Raw genomic sequence first — 19,595 nt, forward strand, 5'->3', positions numbered from 1 at the left:
GGGTGATTGGGGTGAAGGTTTATAACACGATGTCCAAGCAGAAGGAGGAGTTTAATCCTTTGAGGGATGGCGAGGTCAGAATGTACGTGTGCGGGCCAACGGTTTACGATTACACTCATCTCGGCCATGCAAGGACTTATATCGCCTTTGACGTTATTAGAAGGTATCTGGAGCATAAGGGGTACACGGTTTTAATGGTCATGAACTTCACCGATATAGACGACAAGATCATCAGAAGGGCAAATGAAACCGGTGAAGATCCAAAGGAACTGGCTGAAAAGTTCTTGAAGTATTTCCTTGAGGATATGAAGGCTTTGAAGGTAAAGCCTGCCGACATTTACCCAAGGGTAACGGAGCACATTCAGGATATAATTGAATTTGTTAAGAAGCTTGAGGAAAAAGGCTATGCATACGAAGGAAGCGATGGCGTTTACTTTGAAGTCAGGAAGTACCGAGAATACGGGAAGCTGAGCAAGATAAACCTTGAGGAGCTTAGAAAAGGGGCGAGAGTAGAGCCCGGAGAAGGGAAGAGAAATCCAGAGGACTTTGCCCTGTGGAAGAAAGCAAAACCTGGGGAGCCCAAATGGGAAAGTCCGTGGGGTGAGGGAAGGCCTGGATGGCACATAGAGTGTTCCACCATGAGCACCAAATACCTCGGCGAGAGCTTTGATATCCACGGGGGAGGAAACGATTTAATTTTCCCGCACCACGAAAACGAGATAGCTCAAACAGAGGCATGCACCGGCAAAGAATGGGTGAAATACTGGCTTCACACGGGCTTTGTAATGGTCAAAGGAGAGAAAATGAGCAAAAGCCTTGGAAACTTCGTTACCATCCGGGAGCTCCTTCAAAGATACTCGGCAGAGGTCATCAGGTTCTTTGTCCTTCAAAAGCACTATCGCTCTCCTTTGGACTACACGGAAGAGGGGATTCAACATGCAAAGAACAACCTTGAGAGGCTTTATCATACACTCGAAAACATAAGAATAGCCCTTGAAAAGGCAGAAACGCCGTTTAAATGGGATAAAGAAGAGTTCGAGCTTTATGAAGTGGTAAGGGATGCGAAGAAGAAGTTTTACGAAGCGATGGACGATGACTTCAACACGGCTGAGGCTATGAAGCCAATATTTGAAGTGGCAAATGCCGTAAACAGGTATCTTGAGAAGGTTGAGAAGCCAAAGGAAAGCGTTCTTAGAAAAGCCCTTGAGTTCTTCAAAATGATAAGCGAAGTCTTTGGAATATTCGAGGACTATTTCAAAGAGACCAAAGAGACAAAGGAAGAGGAACTAATAGAGCTACTAATTGAAGTTAGAAGTGCACTCAGAAAACAGAAAAACTTTGAGCTGGCAGACAAAATAAGGAGCGAGCTCGGAGAGCTTGGTATTCAACTTGAAGACACACCCCAGGGAACAATATGGAAAAGGATAAACGTTTGATCATTCCTTTTTCTTCTTAAACTCCGCCAGGAGCTCTTTTGCCGCCTTTACCATTTCCTCTAAGCTTGCTTTGTCGTGTGTTATGCCTATAGTTATCTTTGCGTTTGTCGTTGCGTAGGAGAAATACAGCGTGTTGCCCTTGCTCTCGGCAAAAAACTGCTCCACAGTTGTTTCATCTTCCACCCCTTCGTCTCCCTCTTCAGCCGCTATGACCTCTTTTGGTACCTCCTCAAAGAGCATGGGCTTTGGCTTCATTTTTTCACCTCCCCATAAATTTTGAGAGTCTTCAAGATAGATTTATTAAATGAGCTTTACTCTCACGTATTTTTTCGCTGCCTCAAACTGCTTAACGTCAGGGGTATAAAACTCAGCTTTTAGTTCTTCCGCAAGGGCTATGTAGAGAGCATCGTAAACGGTAATTTTTTCCTTCAGCGCTATCTCCAAAGCACGCTCAAAGTAATTCTTGGCTTCGAAGAGCAACAGGCTTTTGGCGAGATACTTCAGTGCTTCAGTTCTGTCTTTTGCGTCTTCTTCATCTAGCCGTTTTTGGATAACAGCCTTCCAAATAGCGTTTAATGCTTCAACGAGAGCGTAATCCAGCGTTGCAGTTTTTTCCGTTAGTGGGATACTTTCCCAGTTCTCTTCTTGAAGGATAACTTTAGCGAGAGCAGATGCATCAATTACTATCACGATCCTCCCTCACAGATTTCGCTGAAAAACCCCTCTCAACGCTCTTTTTCCCCTTGAGAATTTCAAGGGCTTTTTGGAGGTTTTTCCTCCTTTCTTCCTCTTCTATGCGCTGGATTATGAACCTCCTTATTTCTTCACTCCAGTTTATACTTATTCCCTTCATCTTTGCTTTTATCTCATCTGGAATCCTAACTGTAATGACAGCCATGCAATACCACCTGAAATACATTATGCAATACGAAGTATATAAAATTTGCGTTTATCTCGTGAGAGCCTCGCCCTTTTAGAGGGATGACTTAGGGGGTCGTAAACCTTTCTCTTTAACCACTGTTGAACGGGGGTGAAAACCCTTAAATATCATTTCGATGAAGATTTTAATGGTGTCACCTATGGATGTTGTTGAGCTTCTTTCCGAACTGGTGAGATTTGACACAACAAACGACCCGGCAAAAGGCGTAAAACCCTCAAAGGAGTGCCCGGGGTTTATAGTGGATACACTGTCTTCCTGGGGCATCGAAGCTGAGCTGGTAGAAAAAGATGGCTATTATGCAGTTTATGGTGAAATCGGCAAAGGGAAGCCAAAGCTCCTCTTTATGGCGCATTTTGATGTAGTCCCAGTGAACAGAGAAGAGTGGGAGACTGAACCGTTTGAGCTTACCATTAAAGGTAGCAGAGCATACGGAAGGGGAAGTGCCGATGACAAGGGAAACGTAGCTTCAGTGATGTTAGCGTTGAAAGAGCTCTCAAAAATGGAGCTTGAGGGGAAGATTCTGTTCGCATTTACCGGCGATGAAGAAATCGGTGGAAAAATGGCAATGCACATTGCTGAAAAGCTGAAGGGCGAAAATAACCTTCCTGAATACATGATCAACGCAGATGGCATTGGCATGAAACCCATAATACGCAGGAGAAAGGGGTTTGGAGTTACCATAGCCGTTCCTTCTGAAAGAATCAAGCTCAGAGGAGTCCTAAAAGAAAGGAAGTTTAAGGTGAGCACCCCTATTCTCGAAACAAGGCATGCGGCATATTTCCTTCCCGGAGTTGATACCCATCCGATGATAGCACTCTCGCACTTTTTGAGGAATTCAAACGCTTTGGCGGTCTCCCTTGAAGGAAAGTTCCTCAAGGGAAACGTCGTGCCGAGTGAGGTAACGCTCAGGTATCTTGAGCCGGGAGAGGGAGAGGAAGTTGAAGCAGATATGTGCTTGACAAAACTTTTAAAGGCGATAGTGCCTCTGGTGAGAGCTCCAATAAAGCCTGAAAAGTACAGCGATTATGGAGTATCGATAACTCCCAACATCTATTCCTTTAAGGATGGCAAGCATGTTCTGAGGCTAGACATAAGGGCGATGAGCCATTCCCATAAAGACATCGAGAGCACCATAAAAGAGGTTGTTGCCTTTAACGTCCCGGAGGCAGAGGTTATCGTAAGCAGCAACGAAAAAGCCGGTTACCTCTTTACCCATCCGGAGGAAAAGATAGTCAAAACAACTTTAAAAGTCCTTGAAGAACTCGGCGAGAAGGTGGAGCCCGTTGAAGGACCCGGAGCTTCTGACTCAAGGTTCTTCACGCCTTATGGGGTTAAGGCAATAGACTTTGGACCGAAAGGAGGGAACATTCACGGCCCGAACGAGTATGTTGAGATAGACTCGCTCCGCAAGATGCCAGTGATTTATGCTGAGGTTGCGAGGAGGCTGGTAAGGGAGTAGTTAGCTCCCTTCCTCTCTAACTTCGTCGAAATCCTGAAGGTCGAAGACGAGGTAGCCCCCCTCCTTCGGGTTTCCCTTTTATCCTATTCCCCATCAATCCGAAGTGGTTTCCCTTATCCCAGTGAGCTCCGCTTTCTTTTGAGGTCTTTGGGGCTCTCCACGCTTCCATTTTGTTCAAGTTTGGGTAGTGGTCGAAGCCGCTCTCTTTTATCCTATGGATTATTTTTCCAGAGAAGTTGAAATTGCAAGAGTATTAATAAAATTATCAGTTGGGGGAATAAATAATGAGAATTCCCTGCTATCCGGTTTTTTGGTATAACCTCCTCAAAGGAATAACCGTTGGAAACTTTCTTATTGTACTTTTTGGAACCGTTAATCCTCGGTTCGGATTCAGGTTTGCCCTTTTATACTGGCTCGTTATGAGTCCTACCTCATATATCTCCACGGGAAGGAAAAAGATGTTCTCATAAGGACACATGGGCTAATGAGGGGGAAGGAAATAGCGATGAGGCTGCTCTTCGTTAGGTACTTTATTGCCTTCCTCGCCCTGCTTGGGGCTCTAATTGAGACTTATTTCGGGGAGAACATTTTACTCTTCATAATGGCCGGCATCTTGTGGTCAGTAGTGTATTCCATAGTCATGACCGACGTAGAGTGCCTAAAGAAACCCGACATAATGGAAGAAAAATAAAAACGGCTCACTCCACATAAACTGTCGCTTTAACGGTTTGCTCCTGTGTAGGTGCTTTATGGGGCTCCGAAGTGTTCCTCTGTTTTCTCTGGTTATCGTGTCCGTGTCAGTAGTAATTTTCCATAATTGTTTTGAATTTACTTTAAAAAATAAAAGTTTATAAACACGTAAGCTTGTAATCATTTTTGAAACATTATCGGAGGTTTAGCTTTGAAGTGGAAGCCGTTGTTTGCAGTCATCATTGGACTGCTGATGGTCGGAACTACTGCAGGGAGTGCAAGTGCAATAGAATTCCCTATCAATGACACGAGTCTGTCTTTTGGAATCCTTAGAGGATTTTATGATCCTGATCCTAATATCGTGACCAAAACTCCGGAGAAGATAACAAAAAACGTGGTAGGAATGTTCAAACTGGATCTTTATACGATGGACATCCCAATATAGACGATTATGGTGACTACAAAGTGGCAATCAAAATCGTGGATGAGGGGAAGTACATTAACAGAGGAACTTCCTTTGCACTTGTTAGTATGGGAACTCCGCTCACACTTGGGAACCACAATGACCCGATAGAAATTGGTATTACTGCACCATGGAATTCTACAGTGCATGACAGGGTGTATCGGATCGCTGGACCGATAGATATACCTTCTCAGCCAAGTTCCCCTAATTTGCTAAAGTGGGGATTTGACTTATTGGTTGGTACATAGGGGTTCCTAATCCTTTGTCACTAATTATCCCGGATTCTAAGGCACCTCTTCCTTTACAGTTCCATATATTCCCCGGAGAGGAGTCTAATTCATTCAGATTTATATTTGACAATGTTGAATTGTCGGATACGGGCAATAGGATAAACGTTGAGGGTGTCATAATAGAATACCAAGAAGGGGACGACGGCATAGCGCCAGTTTATGCATTTTATAAGGTTCCAGTTTACTGGGAATACATTTATGCCACAAAGGTAAGGACTATAAACACTAATATACCAATACCAATATACGTAACACATGGGTGATACTATGAGGCTTGGGATAAGGGATGCATTGTACCTTTTCATTATTTTTCTTTTGATTGCCCAGCTTTGGTCGGTCTCACGCGAAAACGAGCGTTTGAGAGAAGAACAGAAGAGTATAAAGGAAACTCTTGTGACTTCTCAGCTTATACATGAAATTTTCGAGTTAAGGCGTCATGCAAAACTAACGAATGTCCTTATGGACACTCCTCCCGGTACTGAATCCAAACTTGCCTTGCTCATTGAATTGAACAATACAAAATATTCGCTTTCGAGGCTGGAAAGGGATGTCGATCACTTGGGTGCCTGGTTGGGGTATGAAAATGACAGCCTTTCTCCATCTGGTGGGGGCTGTGTGGAGCTTCTCGAAGTGGTGTACTACACAGTCCAAAGCGAGAACATGACTCACGAGGACGTTCTTCTTGCCTTTAACGGCCTCGATACAATAATAAACTTCACCCGTGTGTACCCTCCGACCTATGGGAACATCATCCAAGGATTGAGTGATATGAATAAAGAATGCTGGAGGTTACTTCAGGAGGCAAACAGAACGCAGAAAAAATAGAGGAGAAAATAACCTCGAACTCACTCCACATAAACCGCCGGCTTCAGCGGCCTCGCCGCCTTCTTCTTTCCTCCTTTGTCCTCCTCTGGATTAATGACTATCTCTATGCCGAGCTCCTTCTCGATGAAGTCCTTTGCCTCCCTCAGGGCTTTCTCCTCGTCTATGCGCTTCACCTCGAAGGCCCTCTCCTTGATGAGTCTCTGTATGAGCCTGCTCACCTCTTTGCCGTGCTTCCTCATCTCTGGATCCTTCATCAGCTCGGCAATAGCTGCCTTAAAGTCCTTCTTCTCGGGGACCACTTCGACGACCTTCCACTTCCACTTGGAGATAGTATAGATGTATGTCTTCTTCGGGAAAAGCTTAAATATTTCTTGTTTATTAACGTCAGTAAGGGAAATCATGAAGAAGTTTCCAGCGTACTTGGCTTCTTGGGACGACATAGAGAAGTGGGCTAAAGAAGGAGCAATTAAAGTTCTTGAAGAAGGCTGGAGGCCAGATGTTGTAGTGGGCCTTGCAAGAGGCGGCTGGGTTGCAGCGAGGCTTTACTGCGACTATTTGGGAGTTAAAGATCTCGTGAGCGTTAAAGTGGAGCATTGGGGAGTTACGGCAACTCCAGACGGAAAAGCCAGACTTAAGTACGGCACGCAATACAATTTTGAGGGCAAGAAAGTCCTGATAGTTGATGACATAGCGGACACTGGAGAAAGCTTAACCTTGGCAAAGAACTACGTCGAAAGCAAAAATCCAGCCGAAATAAAAGTTGCAACTCTTTTGACTATAAAAACCTCAAAGTTTAGACCAGATTACTTCGGAGAAGAGATCGATTGGGCGTGGATAGTCTTTCCGTGGAACTTTGTTGAGGACATGATAAACCTTGTAAACAACTTGTTTGAGGAAAAGGAAACCCTTACCTCGGACGAAATAATTGAGCTGTTTAAAGAGCTCCATGGTATGGAGGTTCCGAAGGAGAAGCTTGAGGAGGCCTTAAAATTTGCCCAGATGAGAAAAATATTTAAATGGGATGGGCAATCTTGGCGCAAAGCTTAAGGTTGTGATATCTTGGATAAGGAGGATATGATAAAATCAATAAGGGAGCACAGCAACTACTCCAGAGAAATCTACGATATGCACGAAGATGTGATAAACGAGGCCCTAGACCGTTATGACCAGCTGAAAGAAGAATATTTAAATGACCATTCGCGTGCTAGAATCGTTAGAATCGTGATAAACGAGGACAATAATTTGCCTTTGGCCATGGAGTTCCATCGGAAGGATGATTCCTTTAAAGGCTTCAGCATAGCGATAGGCAAGCCCTACATAAAGAACGGGAAGGGCAACGGGCATCAGGAGTAAAATCCATCTTCAATGACTCTTCCGTCGTATACTTGATAGCTTGCTAGATAGTATGTTGGATTTTTGTATTTTCTTGTTCCATATCTATCCGCTCCGGCGATCCATATTATGTAGTTGTCTTCCCGATATGGGTTTCTTATTGCCATTATTACGGATGTAAAGGGCGAGCTGTAGGTTTTTTCGGTGAATTCAATCTCTTTTATGTATTGATCCGTTATTAAGAACGTTCTGACGTTTTCGAATTCGGCATTTTTCTCCAAAATCCATGTTCCATTTGAGGGCACAAATCTTAAGGGGAAGCCCTCGTCCAGTTGATCCACAACTTTATTACTCAAAGGGCCGCCTATGAGGATCATATCCTTCTCTAAATCTTCCTTAGTTATCTCCATATCGCTCTTTATTTCAACTTTTACCTCCCCCATCCACTGAGAGTAGAACCTCTGGAGATAATCTTTAACGATTTCGGCCGTTTCTCTATCGTAATCCACACCATTTTTGTCAGGATTCTGTGTGCCATAGACTATGATTATTTCTCCCTCCTTCACTCCATCGTCCAGTGCCCTCAATGGGGTTACCGGTACCTTTTCTTCATAAAGGGTTTTTGCTTCGCTTTCGGGCACCTTATGAGCCAACTCTGTTAGCATGTTGAAGATGTACTCCTCCAAGGGCCTGTTATTCTCAATGGCAATCTTGGCATATTTTTCGTATAGCCCTATAACATCCTTGATCCAAAATTCTCCCCATGCTTTCTTCATCTGAAGGGAAAGCTCGGCATAGTCCTTGTTTATTCCGCTTAGGGCAAAGTACGCCCAGGCATCTGCAAAGCTTTCGTATATCATGGTTGTATCGCTCCAAAAGTGTATGTCATAGGTTGCCAAGTAAGGCATGTCCTCCTCTATGGTGTCTTCGAGGTATTTGAGGGGCTTTACTTTGTATTCGTAATACTCGTTGAGCTTGGCTGTAGTTAGGTCGTGTCCAAGCTCATGGTAGATAAACTCCAGAATCCACAATCTGTCAAATTCTGAATTGTCCACATAGACGCTGTTCAGCGGAAGCCCGAATATAGTATCCTTTGCTCTAAGAAAGCCCCAGTATGTTTTGGGAGGGTTTCTTCTGACCAATGGAAGCATTCCTCCGGAGCCGTAGATTACAGTTTCATTCACTTTTTCCCTAAAGCTGTGTCCGTGAATGCAGACTAAATGGGGAAAATGAAACTCGAAGCGGACTTTGCTCAGGTCCATATATGCTTCCATAAACTCATCTGGTGGGAGTAGAGTTATGGCAGAAGCATAAACTTCCAGATCTTGCTTGTAATAGTTTTCATGCTTCCTGAAGAACTCCATAAAATTCGTATCATGGGAGAATTCCCTCAGGGCGTCCACTATTTCGTCAAGCTCTTGCTCCTGCCATTCGGTGTAGATCCTCTCCATCTCCGGTGGCTCCGAGAACTGCAGAAGGTACGCGTCAATGATGAATAGCCTGTAGTCCCTCTCCGGAATAGTCTTTGCATTCTTGAAATATTCCCTAAGTATCTCTACCGCTCTGTGGTTTCTGTATTTCCAAAACCAGCGTTTCACATCGTCGATGTATTCCCCCCTGTTGATTACGAACTCGTCGTGACCAAATGCAAGGTAGTAAACAATGGATAGGAGCTCTTCATTTGGGTTTATCTTTATTAGAACACTGTTCCGCTGGAACTGGTACGCACTAACGTTTGGAGCCAGGAGAAAGATAAGCAGGAGTGCCAAGAGCCTGCGCTTCATATCCATCACACTAATTTTTCATTGCGGTATATTTAAACTCTCTGCGAAACTTTAAAATACCATGCTCCAATTCTGTTAGGGTGACCTAAAATGAAGAGGATGGTGATACTTTTTGTGCTTACCCTTCTTCTGGCTCCATTAACTACCGCCCAGGAAAAACCTCTAATAATAACAAGCATAGCCCCAATAGCGGAGATACTTAGGGAAGCTTTTGGAGATATCTTTCAGGTGGAATACCTTGTTCCCCTCGGCGTTGATCCCCATCAATACCAGCTTACACCGGAGCAGATTGAAGAGATTCAAAGGGCAGATGTTATAGTTACAATTGGTCACTTGCCAGCTGAAGAAAAAATAGAGGAACTTGAGCGAGAAGGCATCTTGAAAGGTAAGGTTCTTGGGATAAAGGATTATCAGAGATACGGCTTTCGCTATTTACCGGAGAGGTGGTACAGCAACAAGTACAATCCCCACGGTATTTGGCTTGACCCCTACAATGCCCTTGCCATAGCTGAAGCCGTAAAGGATGCTTTAGCTAACTCCCCTGCATACGCCTCCATAGGTTCTCGGTTTTCAGAGTTTGAGGCAAAACTCAGAGGGATTATCCTGGCATATCAAAAATTGGGCTTGGAAGGGAAGAAGGCATTGATAGAGCTCCCCTCTCAACAGTACACTTTGGAGTGGATGGGGATTGAGGCGATTGGGTCTATAAAACCTGAAGAAGAAGTTCCAGCTAAGAGTGTGGATGAGCTCCTTACTGTTGCAAAAACAGTTGATGTGATAGTTTACTCGGAGGAATCCCCAGAACCTTTGAAAAGTGCTGCCCTTGAGCTTTCAAAAAGAACAGGAGTTCCGGCGGTCAAAGTTTCGGTTATGTGGAGTGGGAGGAATTATACCGAAGTTTTAGCCCAAAATTCTGCCAACATAGCATCAGCATTTGGAATCTATGCTCCGCAACAAGGGCAAACTTTCAAGCAAACAAACCTCAACATGACGTATATCCTTCTTGCCTTCGTGTTAGGAATCACCCTCGGAACAGCTCTCGGTGTGATAATAAAAAAGTAGGGGAGTTCACTCTCTCTTGTAGGGCTTTCCATCGGCCTTTGGAGGTCTTACTTTTCCTATTATTCCTGCCACAATGATCAATGTCACTAGGTATGGAAGTGTAGCAACAAACTGCCATGGAATGATTCTCTGAACCTCTGGATTCGTTCTTACCCACACTGAGAGGTTGTCGAAGAATCCGAAAATGAATCCTCCAAGGAGAGCCCTTAAGGGGTTCCATCCGCTGAACACCATATTTGCCAGGGCGATAAATCCTCTACCTGCTGAAAGCTGTTTTGTAACCGTTCCAAGCCAGTCTACACTCATGAATGCCCCGCCAAGTCCTGCAAGCGTTGCTCCATACACGGTGGCTAAAAATCTATAGCGCTCAACGTTTATACCTAAAGCATCCGCTGCTTCCGGATTTTCACCTACCGCTCTTATTCTAAGTCCTAATGGGGTTCTGAAGAGAACCCAGTGGGTCAAGAGTGCTATGGCAATCGTCACAAGGACCATTGGGCTTAAACTTCCATAGGGGGTGTTTATTATCGGTGTAACCCTGAAGTTCGTCGGGACTTGATGCTGACCTGCGGTTCCCCAGTATGCTGGAATTCCAAAGGCCACAACACCCAATGCGAGAAGGTTAACTCCTATACCCGGAATCACGTGGTCTCCCTTTAGATAGACGGTGATAAACCCGTGGAGCATCCCGAGGAGTATCCCTATAAAAGCCCCACCAAGAAGACCTATCCATGGACTTCCGGTGATTTCTGCGAATATTGCTCCGAAGAAGGCACTCATGAGGAGTATTCCCTCATATCCTATGTTTACCACACCTGCCCTCTCGCTCACCACAGCGCCCACGCTTGTGAGCACCAGTGGAACCATTGCCGTTAGTGCTCCTATAAGCGTTGAAATGACTGCCTCAATCATCTTCTCACCACCCTCCTTAGAAGGTCTAAAAGTCCCGGTACTGCAACGGCAACAACTATCACACCCTGAACCATTCTCACCATCTCTAACGGCACTCCTGCTTCAATCTGCATAGCCGTGGCTCCAGCTTTAAGCATTCCAAAGAATATGCCACTGAATATTATTCCAAGAGGATGGTTCCTTCCAACCAGTGAAACACCTATCCCATCAAATCCGTAGCCGTAGATGTTCGCCATTCCCTGGCTTATTGCATAGCTTGGAGGCCTCCCCATGACTTCCGTTGCACCAGCAAGGCCGCTCATGATGCCTCCAAGTAGGAAAGACCATATAACCGCTTTCTTTGGGTTTATTCCACCATAGCGGGCTGCCCTTTCGTTGTATCCGCTCACCCTAAGTTCATACCCCAACTCGGTGTGCCAGAGAATGTAGTATGTGATGAGAGCTGCTATTATTGAAATTGCAAAGGCCCATGAAAGCTCACTCCCTTTCATTATTATCGGAAGCCTTGCACTAACTGGAACCGCTATTGTCTTGTTCGGATCCTCTGGATTGGGTATTTTTTGCAGGACTATGTAGAGGGCTATGAAGTAGGCTATCCAGTTGAGCATGATCGTTGATACGACCTCATTTACCCCTCTTAGAACCTTTAAAAATGCCGGGATTGCCATCCACGCGATTCCCGCTATTATCCCACCAAGAAGGCCCATTAAAATGTTTCCCCAGAGGTTTGTTAGCAGGATCGCCACTATAGCTCCAAAATACACTGTTCCTTCTCCGCCGATGTTGAAAAGTCCCGTTCTGGCCCCTATTCCAAAGGTCAAGGCGGTTAATATTATGGGGGTTGCTGCACTCAGTGTCATGGCCCATCCGTACTTTGAGCCTATTGCTCCGTCGAAAAGTGCCACGTAAGCCTTAATTGGGCTGTAGCCTGAGAAGGCCAATACGATTCCCCCAACTACAATCCCAATTACTATTGCTATCATGCTTTCTACAAACGGCTTCGCGAATCCTTTGATGTCAACTCTCATGCTTGATACCTCCCATCATCAGTCCTATCTGCTCTTCGGTAACCTCTTCGGGCTTTGCTATACCTACGAATTGACCCTCGTAGATTATTGCCATCCTGTCACTGAGCTGTAGCACCTCATCCAAGTCCGCAGAGACCAGAAGAACAGCTTTGTTCTCGTTTCTAAGCTTTATCAGGTAGTTTCTTATGTACTCGGTTGATGCTACATCCACTCCCCTCGTTGGCTGAGATGCGATTATAAATTCGGGCTCTTTGCTGACTTCCCTTGCAACTATGAGCTTTTGCTGGTTTCCTCCGCTCAGGCTCTTTACGGGGGCATCTATGCTGGGGACAACAACTTCAAAATCCTTAACAAGTTTTGTCGCATGTTCTTTAACCCTATCCCATCTTATAAGTCCCAATGGGCCCCGGAAATTTTCTCTCCAGTGGAGTCCGAGGATTGAATTTTCGGCTACACTCATCTCTGTGACCAGCCCCATATGTATCCTGTCCTCCGGAATATGTGCCACTCCGAGATCATAGAGCTCCCTTGGTGGTCTACCGGTTATATCTTTGCCGTTAAGGAGTATTTTGCCTTTCTCTACCTTTCTTAACCCGCTTATCGCCTCTATAAGCTCGGTTTGCCCGTTGCCCTCTACACCAGCTATCCCGAATATCTCTCCTGCCCTCACCTCAAATGTGAGTCCCCTTACGGCATCTTCCCCTCTATCCCCTTTTACCCATAGGTCTTTTACTTCAAGCACGGGGCTTCCAGCCTCTTTGGGTGGTTTCTCTATCCTGAGGACAACCTCTCTCCCGACCATCATTTTGGCGAGTTCTTTTGGAGATGTTTCGCTTGTGTTGACGGTTCCTATCACTTCCCCCTTTCTCAGAACGGTTACCCTGTCGGTTATCTCCATGACCTCCCTGAGCTTGTGGCTTATGAATATTATCGTTGTCCCCTGTGCCTTTAGCTTTCTGAGAACATTAAAGAGTTCCTTGACCTCTATCGGTGTTAACACTGCAGTTGGCTCATCCAGGATGAGAACATCAACATCTCTATACAAGGTTTTTAATATCTCGATTCTCTGCTGAACTCCCACCGGAAGGTTTTCAACGGGTACATCGAGGGGGACTTGGAAGTTTAACTCATCCATAAGTTTTTGCAGCTTTCCCTTTGCTTTCTCAACATCTATCTTTGAGAAAAGCCCGTGACCTTCCATTCCAAGTATGATATTATGAAGACCATCAAAAACGTCAACAAGGGTAAAATGCTGATGAACCATCCCAATTCCATTCGCAAGGGCATCGGCGGGGCTCTTAAACCTCACTTCTTTACCATTAACAAAGATTTTACCCTCTGTTGGATGGAGCATTCCAGAGAGGATTTTCATTAAGGTTGTTTTTCCGGCTCCATTCTCACCCAATAAACCGTGAATCTCACCTTTTTTTACGGAAAAATCAACGCCTTTCAGGGCCTTTGTTCCATCTGGATATATCTTGACGATTCCTTTCATCTCGATAATTGGAACTTCCTTCATAAATGCACCCCCAAGAAGCTGTAAAAGTTAAAATAGAAAGGGAAATCAGCTGCTTTCCCACTGCTTTGCAAGTTCTTCCATTTCTTGCCATGTTTGGGCGTTTCTTAGGGCTTCTATCTGGTCTTTTGTGGTTGCCATTGGGATCTTTATCTCTCCGCTCTTGATTTTCTCTTCGAGCTCACTCACCGCTTGCCAAATCCAGTCTGGAACTTGCTTTCTTGTCTCCTCGAGCTTGGCAAATAGCTCATCTTCGCTGGTAAAGCGGAGCTCCTTGAGCTTCTGCTTCTTGGTTTCCTCTGGCAGTGAGTTGAACATCTCCTTGACATCGTCGATAGTGCTTACCCCAACACCGCCCTCTTTGAGTCCGAGCTCCATTATTCCTCCTTGCCAGTTGCCCTTGACGGCCATCTCCACAGCCTTGTATACACCCACATCGACCCTCTTCATCATTGAAGCTATTATAACCCCCGGCTTAATCCAGTCTTGAGCTGAGTCAACACCTACTGCAAACGGTGGTCCCATGTCTTTTCCTTGGCTCTGGAGGTACTCATAGACGGCATCGAAGACACCCAATCCTACTGCACCGGCTATTTGGTAAATTACCCACGCTCCTTGCCCGAGCTGGGCTTGAGCGGCTGTTTTACCCTTTGCGGGGTCCGTGAATGAGCCGGTGTAAGTGTATAAGATGTCAATGTTAACATCTTTTCCGGTCTTTTGCTTGTAGTAATCCTCTGCCCAGGCCACGCCAAATCTGTAGCCGCCCTCAAACTTGTAAAGCACTGGGATTTCAATACCAAGAACGGCTCCAACTTTGTCTTTGCCGTCGTTAGCAGCAATTAAACCGGCCAAAGCTCCTATTAGGGCTGAACCTTCATTCTCTTTAAAGAGAATGCTCACGACATTTGGCTTGTCTGGGACAAACCCATCAACTATGGCGAACTTCTGGTTGGGGAACTCATCTGCTACTTGCTTTATTGCATCGGTCATCATAAATCCAACTGCTATAATGATGTTGTATTCCCCCTTTTGGGCTAAGCTTCTGAGGTTTGGCAAGTAATCAGACTCACTGTTGCTTTGTACTTCCTTAAGCTCGAGGTTGAAGTCCTTTGCAGCCCTTGAGGCACCTAGGTATGCCATATCGTTGAAGCTAAGATCACCTCTTCCACCGACATCATAAACCACTGCAATTTTTCCCGCGTATTGGGGAGTGCTTGTTTGGGTTTCTGTCTTTCCTCCCCCGCCAATACAGCCACTTACAGCAACGCTAAATAGTAAAATCCCTACTAAAAACACTACTAATCCTCTATTCTTCATTAGATCGACCTCCAGAGGGAGTTATCGTATGAGGGTGAGAACAAAAAGATATATACTTTATGGTTATTTTTGGCAACTGCCTCAGGTTTTTAAAGGGTCTAATTCTACTGAGTGGGGGAGTGATATGCTTGAAGAGATAGCGAGCCTTGAAAGGGGTGTGGTTTTACTTACAGGGGATGCCAAGAGGCTTGCAAGGATATTCCTCAACCTGTGGCTTTCTAAAGGTAAAGTTTTCCTTGTGGAATACCTTCCTTTTGAGGTTGATTATCCAGAGAAGGTCTTCATAGGGAGCATTGAAGAAGGATTTGAGTTTGATGGCTATGTGATTTATTCACTTCTTTCCAGACCAAAACCGGAGAGAGCCAAGTATTACTCGTTCATAGCAGAACATAGGGATAAACTTATCCTTATATACGAGCCCAAGTACCTCAGAGACTCCCTATTTAGATATGCTCTCAAGGATTTGGTGGATTATCTGGTCGCCTATAAGCGCGAGACCATGGGAATGGATAGAGTTGACGTTTACAAGCTTGAAGGGGGCAGAGTGGCTAAAAAGAAAACCTACGTGAGGAGATTTTGAGAGAGATGAAATAAAAAATCTTTTAAGTTGGCTGCGTACTTTTTAGTGTTTAGCGTTCATAGGGTGATTCTCATGGGGAAGTACTTCGGGACGAGCGGTATAAGGGAAGTCGTTAATGAGAAATTGACTCCGGATCTCGCCCTGAAGGTCGGAAAGGCATTGGGGACTTTCCTTGGCGAGGGGAGGGTAGTTGTCGGCATGGATACTAGAACTAGCGGCGAGATGCTTAAAAATGCCCTAATCTCAGGTCTTTTGAGCACTGGAGTTGATGTTATTGACATAGGTCTTTCTCCCACTCCATTAACGGGCTTTGCAATAAGGCTCTATGAGGCAAATGCGGGAGTAACCATCACCGCTTCCCACAATCCCCCCCAGTACAACGGCATAAAGGTATGGCAGGCGAGCGGAATGGCCTATACAAGCGAGATGGAGAGTGAGCTGGAGAGAATTCTTGAAGAGGAGAAGTTCCAGCAGGCATCTTGGGATAGAATAGGAAAGCTAACAAAGGCTGATCCAAAAGAGGAGTACATAAAAAAAGCCCTCGAAATGGTGGAACTTTCAAAAAGCTACAAGGTTGTTGTTGACTGTGGAAACGGCGCCGGGAGCATAGTTTCGCCCTACCTTCAGAGGGAGCTTGGAAATAAAGTTATCTCGCTCAACTCCCACCCGAGCGGCTTCTTTGTGAGGGAGCTCGAGCCAAACGCTAAAAGCCTTTCAGCCCTTTCGAGGGCTGTTAAGTCCCTTGGGGCTGATGTTGGCATAGCACACGATGGAGATGCAGATAGGATTGGCGTCGTTGACGATCGGGGGAACTTTGTGGAGTATGAAGTTATGCTCTCCCTCATAAGCGGCTACATGCTGAGAAAGTTTGGGAAAGGAAAGATTATCACCACAGTTGATGCCGGTTTTGCCTTGGATGATTACGTTAGACCTTTGGGTGGGGAGGTTGTGAGGGTAAGGGTCGGAGACGTTGCGGTTGCGGAAGGAATAATGAGGGAAGAAGCAATCTTCGGCGGCGAGCCCTCTGGAACCTGGATAATCCCGCAGTGGAACCTCACTCCTGACGGAATCTTTGCCGGGGCTTTGGTTCTTGAGATGATCGACAGACTCGGCCCGATAAGCGAGCTTGCCAAAGAAGTCCCGCGCTACGTAACCTTAAGGGCAAAGATACCCTGTCCCAACGGGAAGAAGGCGAAGGCGATGGAGATAATAGCCCGCGAGGCCCTAAAGACGTTCGACTACAACAGGCTCATCGACATCGACGGAATCAGGATAGAGAACTCCGACTGGTGGATTCTCTTCAGGCCCAGCGGCACGGAGCCGATAATGAGGATAACCCTTGAGGCCCACACGGAGGAGAAGGCGAGGGAACTGATGGAGAGGGCGGAGAGGCTCGTGAGGAGGGCCATCGAGGAGGCCTGAAGGTGAGGATCCCCTCTACATCATCTACGCCCTTTTTGCCGCTTTTTTCGCCGCCCTGGTTCCCATCTTCTCCTCATTGTTGCCCTCGCCACTGGAAAGACGAACACATCCGGCTTTGACCACCGCGCTCTGCTCTTCGTAACCCTTTCCAGAGTGATTATTAGAGAGGGTAGCAAAATGAGCGGGATGTTCCTCTTCTGGGGGAAGAAGAAAGAGGTTGGCAAAGGCGGAGCACATGAAGGCTTACCTCAAGAGCGTGGGGCACGCGGTTGGAGACGCGCTGGACAGGATATACAGGGACGGGATATACCTTGAGTTGAAAAAGGACCCTGCACCCCTAATAGACGCTATTTATGAAGAACTGGTCGGCCGGGGCATCCCCGTCCCAAACAAAGGAAAGTTCCACGAGGACATGCGCAAAGCATTCAGGGTTAGGACCCCGGCAAGCACATGACCACAATGGACCGCCTGAAGGAGTACAAGGAAACGGTAAAGATGGAAAAGACACGCCCGATACTGGTGAAGCAACCTGAGAAGTCCCCCGGAGTGAGGAAAGGGAAGGGGAAACCGAAGAAGAAAGCCCGGCCCACCGAAAGCGCCGACTTCTCAAGGGCGAGGCTCGAAGTCCTCTAGATACTCCAGGCCCTTGAGTTCTCTGACTACTCCGGGAAGGCCGTGGAAAAGGCCGTGGAGAAGCTCTCCTCGCGCATGGCCGAGCTCTCGAAGGAGAAGCCAACGCCGGATCTCCTCTCGATAATGGGCCTCTACTCCTACGCCCTTGAGCTCGTGAAGAACGAAAGGTGGGACGAGGCGAAGGCGTTCCTGGAGCTCGCCATCTTTAGAACCCACGAAGCTCAGCCCCGGCCGTTTTGAGGACCGCCCTCCAACTGCCTCATCTTTTCGGCGAACCTTTTAGCCCTCTCAATGTCTCCCTCATCGGGATGCCCTTTGTTTATCCCGCCTATCTTCTCCAGCCATCCGTTCGTGTCCCATCCTTTGCAGGAGAACTCCCCGACTATCTCAAAGCCCTTCTCCCTCAGCGCCTTCCTGAGCTTCCGGTGGTTTATGAACGGAACGTTTATCCCTGCCGTTGAGAAAATAAATGCTTTCTTCCCTTTCACTTCTGGAAGGCTATTTATAAGCTTGAAGAGCGCCCTGTGGTGCTTCCAGTAGTAGATGCCCGAGCCAAAGCCGATGAGGTCATAGCTAAGAAGCTCCTCGGGCTTCACCTTCCATGGCTTGACGAGCTTCGCATTAAGAACTTCTGCTATTGCTTTGGCTATCTTTTCCGTGTTTTTGTGATGTATGGAAACGTAAACAACAATGGCACTCATCTTAGCCCCCCTATAGCTTTTTTCAACTTTTCAAGGCTTTCCCCAATGCTATCCTTGTCAAATTCAAGGTAGAGGGCATCCGGGAATCTCCCCTTGAGGATTTCAAAGAGCACGCCTTCCCCGGGGACTACCTCAAAGCTTTGCTCTTTCATCAGCTCTTTTGATCTCTTTATTCTCTCTTCCTTTGGCAGATAAAAGAACTCTTGGATAGCTTTGTAAGGAAATGTCTCTGGGTTGCTGGAGGTTGTGTGGAACACTCCACACGTTGGCGAGCCCTTAACCCCGAGAAAGATTATTTTTTCGGGCTTTTCTTCCGTCAAAATCCTTCCAATGAAGTCCGCAATGCTTTCGGCTTTTTCTCTCATTCCAAGCCTCTCATAGGCTTCCCTGCCCATTGGAGGCCTTGGCCACCCTATGAGCTCGTATTCCGGGCAGGGATATGTTAAGATTTTCATCTCATCTTTGTGCTCTGCAAAAAAGCTTAGGAGCTTTTCACTTGTCTTGTACTCTTTTTCCTTTGCTCCTCGATAAACGTAGAAGGGGCTGAGAAGGCATGGTGCAAGTATTATCATTATCATGGGCTTCACCAGTAAAAAGAAGCTTTAAAAATCTTTAAACTTTTTTAGACGTCAAAGAGGTTATGATTCCTTCGACCTTTGCCTTCAGCTCTTCAAGAGTTCCTTCATTTACAATCAAAAAGTCAGCCAAATCTTTAAGCTTGCTCGTGTGATAAAGCTTTTCCTCAGCTTCATCAGCCCTTAGAAAATCTTCAAAGCTTTTTATCACCTTGTCCTTACCCGCATTTCTCTTTTTTAAACGCTCATACCTTATCTCCGGGCTTGCCTCAACGTAGATTATAACCCCACCTCGCTTTTTTATCTCCTCTGTTTCTTCTCTCGAGCGAACCCCATCGATGACAACGTTTTCGCAGTTTCTTTTCTTGTCCAGTGCAAGCCTTATCAAAATGTCCTCCCCGTAGGTTTCCTTTAGGTATCTGCCGTATTCTATGAGTTTGTCCCTTGTTGGTTCGCTCTTTTCTGGAACTTCCGGGAGCCATGAGTATTCGCTTAGGTTATGAGTGAGGAGATCAATTAACGGATCGCTACATGAAACCCTGCAAAAGCCCCTCTCCTCGAAGAACTTTGCAATTGTTGTTTTCCCGGCTGCGATTTTACCAACAACTCCTATTATCATCTAACCACCAA

26 protein-coding genes and 1 pseudogene are annotated in these 19,595 nt (G+C 46.0%); 14 read left to right on the forward strand and 13 right to left on the reverse strand.

Annotation, left to right across the window (positions count from 1 at the left end; all coding sequences use genetic code 11):
- Window positions 1–5: 5 nt before the first annotated feature.
- Complete coding sequence (gene cysS / locus ADU37_RS00465; protein ID WP_203226271.1) at window positions 6–1,436, forward strand: cysteine--tRNA ligase; 1,431 nt, start codon at window positions 6–8, stop codon at window positions 1,434–1,436.
- Here the strand turns inward: cysS and ADU37_RS00470 are convergent, their stop codons facing one another.
- The 3 genes from ADU37_RS00470 to ADU37_RS00480 are packed head-to-tail and all read right to left on the reverse strand — an operon-like array spanning window position 1,437 to window position 2,334.
- Window positions 1,437–1,691, reverse strand: coding sequence for a hypothetical protein (locus ADU37_RS00470; RefSeq protein WP_058945790.1), 255 nt, complete (start codon window positions 1,689–1,691; stop codon window positions 1,437–1,439). It abuts the gene before it with no gap.
- A gap of 45 nt (window positions 1,692–1,736) precedes the next feature.
- A complete protein-coding gene (locus ADU37_RS00475) occupies window positions 1,737–2,126 on the reverse strand; it encodes a type II toxin-antitoxin system VapC family toxin (RefSeq protein WP_058945791.1) in 390 nt (129 codons plus the stop codon).
- Window positions 2,113–2,334: a hypothetical protein gene (locus tag ADU37_RS00480; RefSeq protein ID WP_058945792.1), complete on the reverse strand. Its 222-nt coding sequence runs from the start codon at window positions 2,332–2,334 to the stop codon at window positions 2,113–2,115. Before ADU37_RS00480 ends, ADU37_RS00475 begins: the two co-directional genes overlap by 14 nt.
- 157 nt (window positions 2,335–2,491) lie before the next feature.
- On the opposite strand from ADU37_RS00480, the gene ADU37_RS00485 reads away from it, so the two are divergent.
- The 5 genes from ADU37_RS00485 to ADU37_RS00515 all read left to right on the forward strand — a co-directional run bounded on the left by ADU37_RS00485 (window position 2,492) and on the right by ADU37_RS00515 (window position 6,103).
- The gene (locus ADU37_RS00485) at window positions 2,492–3,835 is read left to right on the forward strand and encodes a M20/M25/M40 family metallo-hydrolase (RefSeq protein WP_082662996.1); all 1,344 of its coding nucleotides are present in this window, start codon (window positions 2,492–2,494) and stop codon (window positions 3,833–3,835) included.
- Between the two features lie 484 nt (window positions 3,836–4,319).
- Window positions 4,320–4,526 (forward strand): hypothetical protein, encoded by a 207-nt coding sequence (locus tag ADU37_RS00495; protein ID WP_058945795.1) that lies wholly within the window; start codon window positions 4,320–4,322, stop codon window positions 4,524–4,526.
- Window positions 4,527–4,736: 210 nt separating this feature from the next.
- A complete protein-coding gene (locus tag ADU37_RS00500) occupies window positions 4,737–4,970 on the forward strand; it encodes a hypothetical protein (RefSeq protein WP_058945796.1) in 234 nt (77 codons plus the stop codon).
- A gap of 385 nt (window positions 4,971–5,355) precedes the next feature.
- Window positions 5,356–5,541: a hypothetical protein gene (locus ADU37_RS11180; RefSeq protein ID WP_144433157.1), complete on the forward strand. Its 186-nt coding sequence runs from the start codon at window positions 5,356–5,358 to the stop codon at window positions 5,539–5,541.
- 4 nt (window positions 5,542–5,545) lie between these two features.
- Window positions 5,546–6,103 carry a hypothetical protein gene (locus tag ADU37_RS00515; protein WP_058945799.1) on the forward strand — a complete coding sequence of 186 codons (558 nt, stop codon included), beginning with the start codon at window positions 5,546–5,548 and terminating at the stop codon, window positions 6,101–6,103.
- A gap of 20 nt (window positions 6,104–6,123) precedes the next feature.
- Here ADU37_RS00515 and leuS read toward each other — a convergent pair.
- Window positions 6,124–6,456 (reverse strand): annotated as a pseudogene (leuS, locus tag ADU37_RS00520) (leucine--tRNA ligase); the annotation flags it as partial.
- A gap of 46 nt (window positions 6,457–6,502) precedes the next feature.
- On the opposite strand from leuS, the gene ADU37_RS00525 reads away from it, so the two are divergent.
- Window positions 6,503–7,150 carry a phosphoribosyltransferase gene (locus ADU37_RS00525; RefSeq protein WP_058945801.1) on the forward strand — a complete coding sequence of 216 codons (648 nt, stop codon included), beginning with the start codon at window positions 6,503–6,505 and terminating at the stop codon, window positions 7,148–7,150.
- Between the two features lie 12 nt (window positions 7,151–7,162).
- Window positions 7,163–7,456: a hypothetical protein gene (locus ADU37_RS00530; RefSeq protein ID WP_058945802.1), complete on the forward strand. Its 294-nt coding sequence runs from the start codon at window positions 7,163–7,165 to the stop codon at window positions 7,454–7,456.
- Here ADU37_RS00530 and ADU37_RS00535 read toward each other — a convergent pair.
- Window positions 7,447–9,225 carry a DUF4932 domain-containing protein gene (locus ADU37_RS00535; RefSeq protein ID WP_238981978.1) on the reverse strand — a complete coding sequence of 593 codons (1,779 nt, stop codon included), beginning with the start codon at window positions 9,223–9,225 and terminating at the stop codon, window positions 7,447–7,449. The two genes, ADU37_RS00530 and ADU37_RS00535, sit on opposite strands and share 10 nt — an antisense overlap.
- A gap of 84 nt (window positions 9,226–9,309) precedes the next feature.
- Here ADU37_RS00535 and ADU37_RS00540 point away from each other — a divergent pair, with 84 nt between their 5' ends.
- The gene (locus ADU37_RS00540) at window positions 9,310–10,281 is read left to right on the forward strand and encodes a metal ABC transporter solute-binding protein, Zn/Mn family (RefSeq protein ID WP_058945804.1); all 972 of its coding nucleotides are present in this window, start codon (window positions 9,310–9,312) and stop codon (window positions 10,279–10,281) included.
- A 6-nt stretch (window positions 10,282–10,287) separates the two neighbouring features.
- Here the strand turns inward: ADU37_RS00540 and ADU37_RS00545 are convergent, their stop codons facing one another.
- The 4 genes from ADU37_RS00545 to ADU37_RS00560 are packed head-to-tail and all read right to left on the reverse strand — an operon-like array spanning window position 10,288 to window position 15,054.
- Window positions 10,288–11,193: an ABC transporter permease gene (locus ADU37_RS00545; protein WP_058945805.1), complete on the reverse strand. Its 906-nt coding sequence runs from the start codon at window positions 11,191–11,193 to the stop codon at window positions 10,288–10,290.
- Window positions 11,190–12,221: an ABC transporter permease gene (locus ADU37_RS00550; protein WP_058945806.1), complete on the reverse strand. Its 1,032-nt coding sequence runs from the start codon at window positions 12,219–12,221 to the stop codon at window positions 11,190–11,192. The genes ADU37_RS00545 and ADU37_RS00550 overlap by 4 nt, the downstream gene beginning before the upstream one ends.
- Window positions 12,211–13,740: an ABC transporter ATP-binding protein gene (locus ADU37_RS00555; protein ID WP_058945807.1), complete on the reverse strand. Its 1,530-nt coding sequence runs from the start codon at window positions 13,738–13,740 to the stop codon at window positions 12,211–12,213. Before ADU37_RS00555 ends, ADU37_RS00550 begins: the two co-directional genes overlap by 11 nt.
- Before the next feature lie 45 nt (window positions 13,741–13,785).
- Window positions 13,786–15,054, reverse strand: a complete 1,269-nt coding sequence (locus tag ADU37_RS00560; RefSeq protein WP_058945808.1) for a BMP family protein — start codon at window positions 15,052–15,054, stop codon at window positions 13,786–13,788.
- A gap of 124 nt (window positions 15,055–15,178) precedes the next feature.
- Here ADU37_RS00560 and ADU37_RS00565 point away from each other — a divergent pair, with 124 nt between their 5' ends.
- Window positions 15,179–15,634, forward strand: a complete 456-nt coding sequence (locus ADU37_RS00565; RefSeq protein WP_058945809.1) for a hypothetical protein — start codon at window positions 15,179–15,181, stop codon at window positions 15,632–15,634.
- 72 nt (window positions 15,635–15,706) lie between these two features.
- Window positions 15,707–17,056, forward strand: a complete 1,350-nt coding sequence (gene glmM, locus ADU37_RS00570; protein WP_058945810.1) for a phosphoglucosamine mutase — start codon at window positions 15,707–15,709, stop codon at window positions 17,054–17,056.
- 24 nt (window positions 17,057–17,080) lie between these two features.
- Here glmM and ADU37_RS00575 read toward each other — a convergent pair whose 3' ends face one another.
- Window positions 17,081–17,293: a hypothetical protein gene (locus ADU37_RS00575; RefSeq protein WP_058945811.1), complete on the reverse strand. Its 213-nt coding sequence runs from the start codon at window positions 17,291–17,293 to the stop codon at window positions 17,081–17,083.
- Between ADU37_RS00575 and ADU37_RS00580 the strand changes: the two genes are divergently transcribed.
- From ADU37_RS00580 to ADU37_RS00590, 3 genes are read left to right on the forward strand one after another with little or no spacing between them, the layout of a single operon-like run.
- Window positions 17,292–17,510 (forward strand): hypothetical protein, encoded by a 219-nt coding sequence (locus ADU37_RS00580; protein WP_058945812.1) that lies wholly within the window; start codon window positions 17,292–17,294, stop codon window positions 17,508–17,510. The two genes, ADU37_RS00575 and ADU37_RS00580, sit on opposite strands and share 2 nt — an antisense overlap.
- Entirely contained in the window at window positions 17,507–17,689 is a 183-nt protein-coding gene (locus ADU37_RS00585) for a hypothetical protein (RefSeq protein ID WP_058945813.1), read from the forward strand. Before ADU37_RS00580 ends, ADU37_RS00585 begins: the two co-directional genes overlap by 4 nt.
- Window positions 17,690–17,731: 42 nt before the next feature.
- Window positions 17,732–17,929 (forward strand): hypothetical protein, encoded by a 198-nt coding sequence (locus ADU37_RS00590; protein ID WP_058945814.1) that lies wholly within the window; start codon window positions 17,732–17,734, stop codon window positions 17,927–17,929.
- On the opposite strand, the gene ADU37_RS00595 is transcribed toward ADU37_RS00590, so the two are convergent.
- From ADU37_RS00595 to ADU37_RS00605, 3 genes are read right to left on the reverse strand one after another with little or no spacing between them, the layout of a single operon-like run.
- Complete coding sequence (locus ADU37_RS00595; protein ID WP_058945815.1) at window positions 17,911–18,390, reverse strand: flavodoxin family protein; 480 nt, start codon at window positions 18,388–18,390, stop codon at window positions 17,911–17,913. The two genes, ADU37_RS00590 and ADU37_RS00595, sit on opposite strands and share 19 nt — an antisense overlap.
- Window positions 18,387–18,968 (reverse strand): DUF523 domain-containing protein, encoded by a 582-nt coding sequence (locus tag ADU37_RS00600; RefSeq protein WP_058945816.1) that lies wholly within the window; start codon window positions 18,966–18,968, stop codon window positions 18,387–18,389. Before ADU37_RS00600 ends, ADU37_RS00595 begins: the two co-directional genes overlap by 4 nt.
- A gap of 34 nt (window positions 18,969–19,002) precedes the next feature.
- Window positions 19,003–19,584, reverse strand: a complete 582-nt coding sequence (locus tag ADU37_RS00605) for an AAA family ATPase (protein ID WP_058945817.1) — start codon at window positions 19,582–19,584, stop codon at window positions 19,003–19,005.
- Window positions 19,585–19,595 lie beyond the last annotated feature (11 nt).

Origin of the sequence: Thermococcus sp. 2319x1 (assembly GCF_001484685.1) — an archaeon.
GTDB lineage: Archaea > Methanobacteriota_B > Thermococci > Thermococcales > Thermococcaceae > Thermococcus_A.